Annotated in this window: 5 protein-coding genes and 1 pseudogene; 2 read left to right on the forward strand and 4 right to left on the reverse strand. The window is 56.5% G+C overall.

Going from position 1 to position 6,713, the window contains the following annotated elements:
* Nucleotides 1–503 precede the first annotated feature (503 nt).
* Complete coding sequence (locus tag ACWTU9_RS32790) at nucleotides 504–1,910, reverse strand: aminotransferase (protein ID WP_455861944.1); 1,407 nt, start codon at nucleotides 1,908–1,910, stop codon at nucleotides 504–506.
* A 178-nt stretch (nucleotides 1,911–2,088) separates the two neighbouring features.
* Nucleotides 2,089–3,252, reverse strand: a complete 1,164-nt coding sequence (locus tag ACWTU9_RS32795) for a M20 aminoacylase family protein (RefSeq protein WP_455861945.1) — start codon at nucleotides 3,250–3,252, stop codon at nucleotides 2,089–2,091.
* Between the two features lie 489 nt (nucleotides 3,253–3,741).
* Here ACWTU9_RS32795 and ACWTU9_RS32800 point away from each other — a divergent pair, with 489 nt between their 5' ends.
* Together ACWTU9_RS32800 and ACWTU9_RS32805 are read left to right on the forward strand one after the other, a co-directional pair.
* Complete coding sequence (locus ACWTU9_RS32800; protein ID WP_455861946.1) at nucleotides 3,742–5,391, forward strand: MFS transporter; 1,650 nt, start codon at nucleotides 3,742–3,744, stop codon at nucleotides 5,389–5,391.
* Nucleotides 5,392–5,416: 25 nt separating this feature from the next.
* Complete coding sequence (locus tag ACWTU9_RS32805; RefSeq protein ID WP_455861947.1) at nucleotides 5,417–5,665, forward strand: DUF982 domain-containing protein; 249 nt, start codon at nucleotides 5,417–5,419, stop codon at nucleotides 5,663–5,665.
* A gap of 298 nt (nucleotides 5,666–5,963) precedes the next feature.
* Here the strand turns inward: ACWTU9_RS32805 and ACWTU9_RS32810 are convergent, their stop codons facing one another.
* Nucleotides 5,964–6,248, reverse strand: a complete 285-nt coding sequence (locus ACWTU9_RS32810) for a hypothetical protein (RefSeq protein WP_455861948.1) — start codon at nucleotides 6,246–6,248, stop codon at nucleotides 5,964–5,966.
* Nucleotides 6,249–6,423: 175 nt separating this feature from the next.
* Nucleotides 6,424–6,713 (reverse strand): annotated as a pseudogene (locus tag ACWTU9_RS32815) (S-(hydroxymethyl)glutathione synthase); the annotation flags it as partial.

A 6,713-nucleotide genomic window follows, 5' to 3' on the forward strand; every position in this document is an offset into this window, starting at 1 on the left:
GCGACTTAGTGAAACTGCTGTCCGCGATTTAGCGGAACGACTGTCCCGTTTTTGCGAAATACGCAGCTTGCTCCACTGATCTCAAGGATCTGCCCTTCTTTGTCTGCCCGTCAGCCGGGATAGCTAGGAGCAACCGGAGGTGAACTTGTGGCGATGATCGACCGCATCAACCTTGATCCTGTTGTCCTCGCATGCAGATCTAGCTTCGCGGCTAAGCTGGCGGGTCGGTGCATTAACATCCATGATTTGCCAGCCTGCCGAGCTTCAAGGCGCGTTACCGGATCATCAGGTGCACGTTCGCTGGGGAGAGTTGATCGGCGCATCGCAGGGGCCGAGACCAGACCGCGGTTTGCTCAGGCTGATGACGCCAAGGTTGGCTCCCATTAATTGGTAAGCAATCGGACACAAAAAACGGCCGGGATGTCCGATGGACACCCGGCCATTTCACACCTAACTGGTGAGGGTCGGGCCGAACGCAGGCCCTACAGTCGAGTCTTGGGAGACTAAACCGCGCCTTCAGCTTGGAGGGCTTTGTACGTTGTATCGACCGCACGCACCGTGGCGTCGACGATGATATCAATTTCTTCCTTTTTTATGATCAGGGGCGGCGCGTAACCGAGAGTATCGGCGTGGGGCATGGCCCGCGCGATCACGCCGTTTTCAAGCAAGGCTGCTGCAGCGCGCACACCTACCTGAAGGCTCGCGTCGAAGGGCACGCGCGTTTTCGGGTCGCGCATGAACTCGACGGCCGACAGTATACCGACGCCGCGAACCTCGCCGACGATGGGGTGACCTTCGAGCTTGGACTTCATCTGTCCATGCCAGTAGGGCCCTACTTCCCGGACATGTTCGAGAATATTGCGCTCTTTTAGCACCTGGATGTTCGCCAGCGCCGCTGCGGCGCAAAGGGTGTGACCTGAGTACGTCCAGCCGTGGCCCAAGGGGCCATATTTTTCGCTGCCTTGCTCCAATACAGACCAAACCCGTTCCCCAATGATCGAGCCCGAAATCGGGAGGTAGGCAGAACTGAGGCCCTTGGCGATCGTAACCAAGTCAGGACGCATGCCGTAAAGATGAGAGCCGAATTTCTCGCCTGTGCGGCCAAAGCCGGTCACGACCTCGTCAGCAATCAGGAGGATGTCATATTTGTCCAACACCGCCTGGATCTCAGTCCAATACCCCCGCGGCGGCGGGACGATACCGCCGGTGCCAAGAACGGGCTCGCCAATAAAAGCACCCACCGTGTCTGGGCCTTCGGCGATAATGAGGGCTTCGAGCTCATTGGCGCAGCGCTTCGAAAACGCCTCCTCAGTTTCGCCGTCCTGTGCCTGGCGGTACCAATGCGGTGTGGTTGTGTGACGCACGATGTCGAGCGGCAGATCGAAATGGTTGTGGAAGAATGCCAGGCCGGTTAGACTTCCGGTCAGTATGCCCGAGCCATGGTAGCCGCGCTGCCGCGAGATGATTTTCTTTTTTGCGGGGCGACCAAGGACGTTATTGTAGTACCATACCAATTTAATGTTGGTCTCGTTGGCGTCCGATCCTGAAAGCCCGAAATAGACGCGGCGCATATTCTCGCCGAAGTATTCAACAACGGCTTCGGCAAGGAGGGTCACCGTTTTTGTGCTCTGGCTTGCATAGACGTGAGCAAATGGGAGCTCATGAGCCTGCGTGGAAATAGCATCGGCAATCTCCTTGCATCCGTAGCCCATATTCACGCAGTAGAGTCCGCCGAACCCGTCGAGGCTTTTGCGACCCTCTGTATCCCAGATATAGACGCCATCTGCTCCCGCCATCACGCGGTTCGGGGTCTCCCCCCGACTATGCTTGGCAAGATGGGTTGAAGGATGGAAAACGTAATTCCGATCCTTCTCTTGAATTTGCGCGGTTCCTAAGTTGCTCAGAGCCATTTTTCTCTCTTTCGGATGACAGATGCCCGGCGGTAGGTCGGTCAGCTATTCAAAATTTATCAGAAAGTCTGGGGCGAACTTCCCGACAATTCGGCCTCTGGCGTTGAATTTCGGCGCCAACAGACCAAAAACTATGATTTTCTTCGCTGGTCATGGATGGCCGGCAAAGCCCTTCGGCCTAGTTGCCCAAGGTGCCTTCCACCAGGTTCACCCAGTAACCAATACCGTAAGGAATTGCGTTGTCGTCGAAATCATAAGTCGGATTGTGCAAGCCAGCCGTTGGACCATTTCCCAGAAATAGGAACGCACCCGGCCGAGCCTGCAGCATGTAGGAGAAGTCTTCGGAAACCATCATAGGTTTGATCTGTTCATTGACGGCATCACGTCCGACGAGGCTCCGTGCCGCTGCGGCTGCCAGTTCCGTTGGCTCCGTATGGTTGAACGTCAACGGTTCGAGGCGCCGGTGGCGGTATTCCACTTTAGCTCCGAACGCGGCTGCGATGTTTTCAGCGCACACCTTGATCTGCCTCTCTGCGAAATCTCGCAACGTGGGCGACAGACTTCTCACTGTGCCGCCAAGCGTCACGGTGTCGGGGATAATGTGGTAGGACTCACTTCCGGTGAACTTCGGGACGGACACGACCAGCGCTTCCGTAGGATCGAGGTTTCTTGACACAAGAGTCTGGAGAGCCAGGATAATCTGTGCCCCAACGACGACCGGATCGATCGTGTGGTGTGGGGTAGCAGCGTGCCCACCACGGCCGGTAATGACGATATCGAACTCGTCGAGGGCGGCCATGATAGACCCGTCCCTGATGCCAAATTTGCCCACCTCGATGCCCGGCATATTGTGCATGCCATAAACCTGCAAGATGTTGAATCGGTCCATTAGCCCTTGCTGGACCATACGATTGGCGCCCTGCCCGTCTTCCTCGGCAGGCTGGAAAATAAGCGCTACTGAGCCTTTGAAATTCCTTGTGGCAGCGAGATGTTTTGCAGCGCCGAGCAGCATGGCGGTATGGCCATCGTGACCACAGGCATGCATCTTGCCCTCGACCAACGATGTCCAGGGCTTTCCACTCGCTTCAACAATGGGCAACGCATCCATATCGGCACGCAGGCCAATGGTCGGGCCGTCGCCACCCGCACCTTGGATCACAGCCACCACGCCAGTCTCGGCAATACCAGTTTCAATGTGGTTGATGCCGAATGACGCCAGCTTTTCAGCGACAAAGTTGGCCGTGTTGTGAACTCGATAATCAAGTTCCGGATTTTGGTGCAGATGGTGGCGCCAAGCGATGGCCTCTTCATGAATTTCCGCGAAATCATTGACGCTGCGCATTCGAATTCTCCCATGCCAAAATGGCCCCACACTGGCCTTCCAGGTCGCATAGATCGACGCAGACTATCGGGTGCCGGCGCCTAGATGATGCGAGCGAAAAGCACCGCGTGCTATATCTCAACAAATGCTTCGAGCGTCGAACCCTGACAGTCAAATGCAGTGTGTGTATCGCGCCCATCTCGGTTCGAGATAATGACCGTATTCACCAGGCGCCTGGCGTGCGTCGCAGCTGCTTTCGACCCGTTATCCACTGTCTGACTGGCGTCCAGCACGCCAGTCGCCTCCGCCGCTTTTGGACCTATCTGCGTGTTAGATGACTGCCATAAGCAAACTGCATTTGACGTCGAACGACTAGCGTCAGATTGTCATCAAAATGAGTCGCAGCTCGGCCGCTTCCTTAACCCCCTTTCTCGTTCACAAGTGAACACAGCTTAAGCCACATTGGGCAGCAGCAATGCCGGTACCGTGCATGATGGCGGGTGTAGGAGCATGAGTACGGACACTGACCCTGAGCAGACACGCACTTCGGCCACCTTTGCACCACTTCGGAACTTGACATTCCGTTCAATCTGGCTCGCTGCGCAGGTTGCGAATGTTGGCTGGCTGATGCAGGCGGTTGCGATTAGCTGGCTGATGGCCACAATCTCGACCTCAGACGTCATGGTCGCCTTGGTACAGGCCTCGACGACATTGCCCACGTTCGTCCTGTCAATTGTCGCGGGGGCCTTGGCGGACAACTATAGTCGCCGCAATCTCATGTTCATTGGTTGGTGCTTAATAGCGTCTTCTGCAACGATGTTGGCTATCCTTGCTGGCCTCGAAATATTCAACCCATGGATGGTCCTCGCCTTTAGTTGCCTGGCCGGAGCAGGTGCTGCTTTCACCGATCCCGCTTGGTACGCTTCATTTGGCGATATCCTGAAAAAAAGCGAAGTTCCAGCAGCCGTCACTCTCAGTTCGGTCGGATATAATGCCGTGCGTTGTGTTGGCCCAGCGCTCGGCGGGATTGTAGTTGCCAAATTCGGCCCTCTCACAGCCTTCACAGTTGCCGCTCTTACCTATGCAGCGTTGCTTTGGACTATAAGGCGCCACCAATGGGACGTTCGCTTATCCCCTCTCCCGCGAGAAGCTCTAACCACCGCAATCCATGACGGGGCTCGTTTCACCTCGCTATCGACGGAGATCAAAACCGCCATCGCGCGTGGTGCGCTTTTTGGCCTTGCAAGCATCGCAATACTCGCGCTGCTACCTCTCGTCGCCCGCGACCAACTAGGAGGGGGACCAATCGTTTATGGTGTGTTGATGGCGGGCTTTGGGACAGGAGCCTTTTGCGTCGGCATCTGCAACAATGTTTTGAGAAGATCACTGTCACAGGAGCGATTGACCACGTTAGCTTCCATTGCGTGCGCCGCGTGTTGTCTCGCTCTCGCTTTCACCACTTCAGTGCCGGTTGCTGCGGTTGCGCTAGCGTTTGGCGGGGCGGGCTGGGTCGTCACCTGGACGGGCCTGGAAGTCAGTGTACAATTGGCAAGCCCGAGGTGGGTCGTTGGGCGCACGCTGTCGACCTACTACGCTTTGTCCGCCGGCGGTATCGCAGCCGGCAGTTGGCTTTGGGGCACAGTGGCTGAGCACTATTCGCTTAGCACGGCGTTGGAAATTTCGGCGGCCGCTCTGTTGATAGTGGCTGCCACTGGGTTGTTCTTGCCTATTCGTCAATGGCAGGATCGCGACCAGGATCCCTTGGGATTCGAAACGCCTCAACTGGCTATCGACCTGAAGCCAAGAAGTGGGCCGATTGTCGTCAAAATCGAGTACTCGATACCAGAGGTTCACGTCGAAAATTTCCTCAACCGGATGCAGGAAAGACGACGAGCACAAAACCGTGTCGGTGCGCGGCATTGGAACTTACAACGTGATCTTCAGGATCCTATGCTATGGACAGAAAGCTTTCGTACGCCGACGTGGACGGACTATCTGCGCTTGAATCATCGCCTATCGGTGGCAGACAGAGAGCTGGAGCAACATCTCTTGACGCTAAACATCATTGGAACTCCTCCCCGGACCAAACTCTCGATCGAACGGCCGACAGGGACGCTCCACAAGCGGGATCAATCGACACGGTTTTTCTCTCGGCTGTAACCGCGAGGATTGAAGGGCAGCCGGGATGGCCAACTTGACCAGGTTTGAGAGGCCAGTCGTGATCCAGATTGGCCGACATGATACCGAGCGTCAGGTGGTCGATGTCAACGATGCGGCCTCGATCTTGCTGCGCGGCTTTAGTCGTCAGACGGAGAGACATCGGGCCGCTATGGACGCTTGCCTAAAGGTACTTCGGGGTGAAGCTCATTCACTTGCAGCCCGAAAGGCGTTTGTCGCGGCAGCGCGCGAAGCTAACATCCTTCGCGGCGATTGATACGACCTTCTCAACGAAAAGGATATCCAGTCCTGAAGGGACCACACATGGGGTTTGCAGAAGCGACGACGTCACACTGGCGGACGCAGGGCGGCGTGAAAAGGGCCGGCCTCCCCTTACCTGCTCCTCTCAGAATCTACAAACAGATCCGGCCCTGAAACCGACCCGTCCGCCGCCACAGTCATAGTGTCATTGGCCCCAAGATTCGGATTGTCAGACTGCGCCGCACTTGGCGCGCAGCGTTCATCTGAGTTCGCGTACGGACTGGAGAGCTTCAGCTGGCAGGGACAAATGGGTGCTACAAACAAAATTTGACTTCGAAGGCCACAAATGCTAAGTACCTGAATCTACTCAAATATTTTGGTGAGAACAATGTCAATTGAGGATCCGTAACCTCGACCTTTCCGCCCGCCTTTTCAGCCATATCCTCAAGCGTTAGGTAGCTGTGAGCAGCAGCCGCTGCCCGGCCTCCTACAACTGCCGCCAACATTTCGGACGGCCCTGGAACCTCCATGATCTGCGATTCCGGCACCCCATCTTTCTTGGCATTTTCGATCAAGCTGTAGCCGATGCCGGTCACCATCGTCTCACCGGTCTTGGCAAATCCTTGTAGGTCTTGATCCCCTTTGGATTCCCCGGCAGCACGAAGGGCGGCGTCTGACCCGAATTGGGCTCCCGACGGTTTCACCGGGCTAATATCGTTTTTTCCAGGAAGAGCCGGAAACGTGTCCGGCCCCTGCCTGAAATCTCCCAGTCGTTCAAGCCGGCAAGGCGCCGGACTTCTTGGCCGTCCAGGTGGCCATATAGTCCATCAGGCCGGGGTTGAGGCAGTCATAGGGTTCGAGCCCGATCGACTTCAACTGGGAGCGGATGCCGTCCATGCGCTTCGGATCGACGCCGGATTCGATGATCGACGAGACAAAAGCGGTGAAGCCTGGCGGTGACCAGCCATCTTCCTCAAAACGCTCGGGATGGATGAAGGACAGGCCCTTGAACGGATGGTCGCGTTCGACCGGGCCGTGCATGTGGACGCCGCAGCCGGTGCAGG

The organism is Mesorhizobium sp. 128a (genome assembly GCF_053848025.1).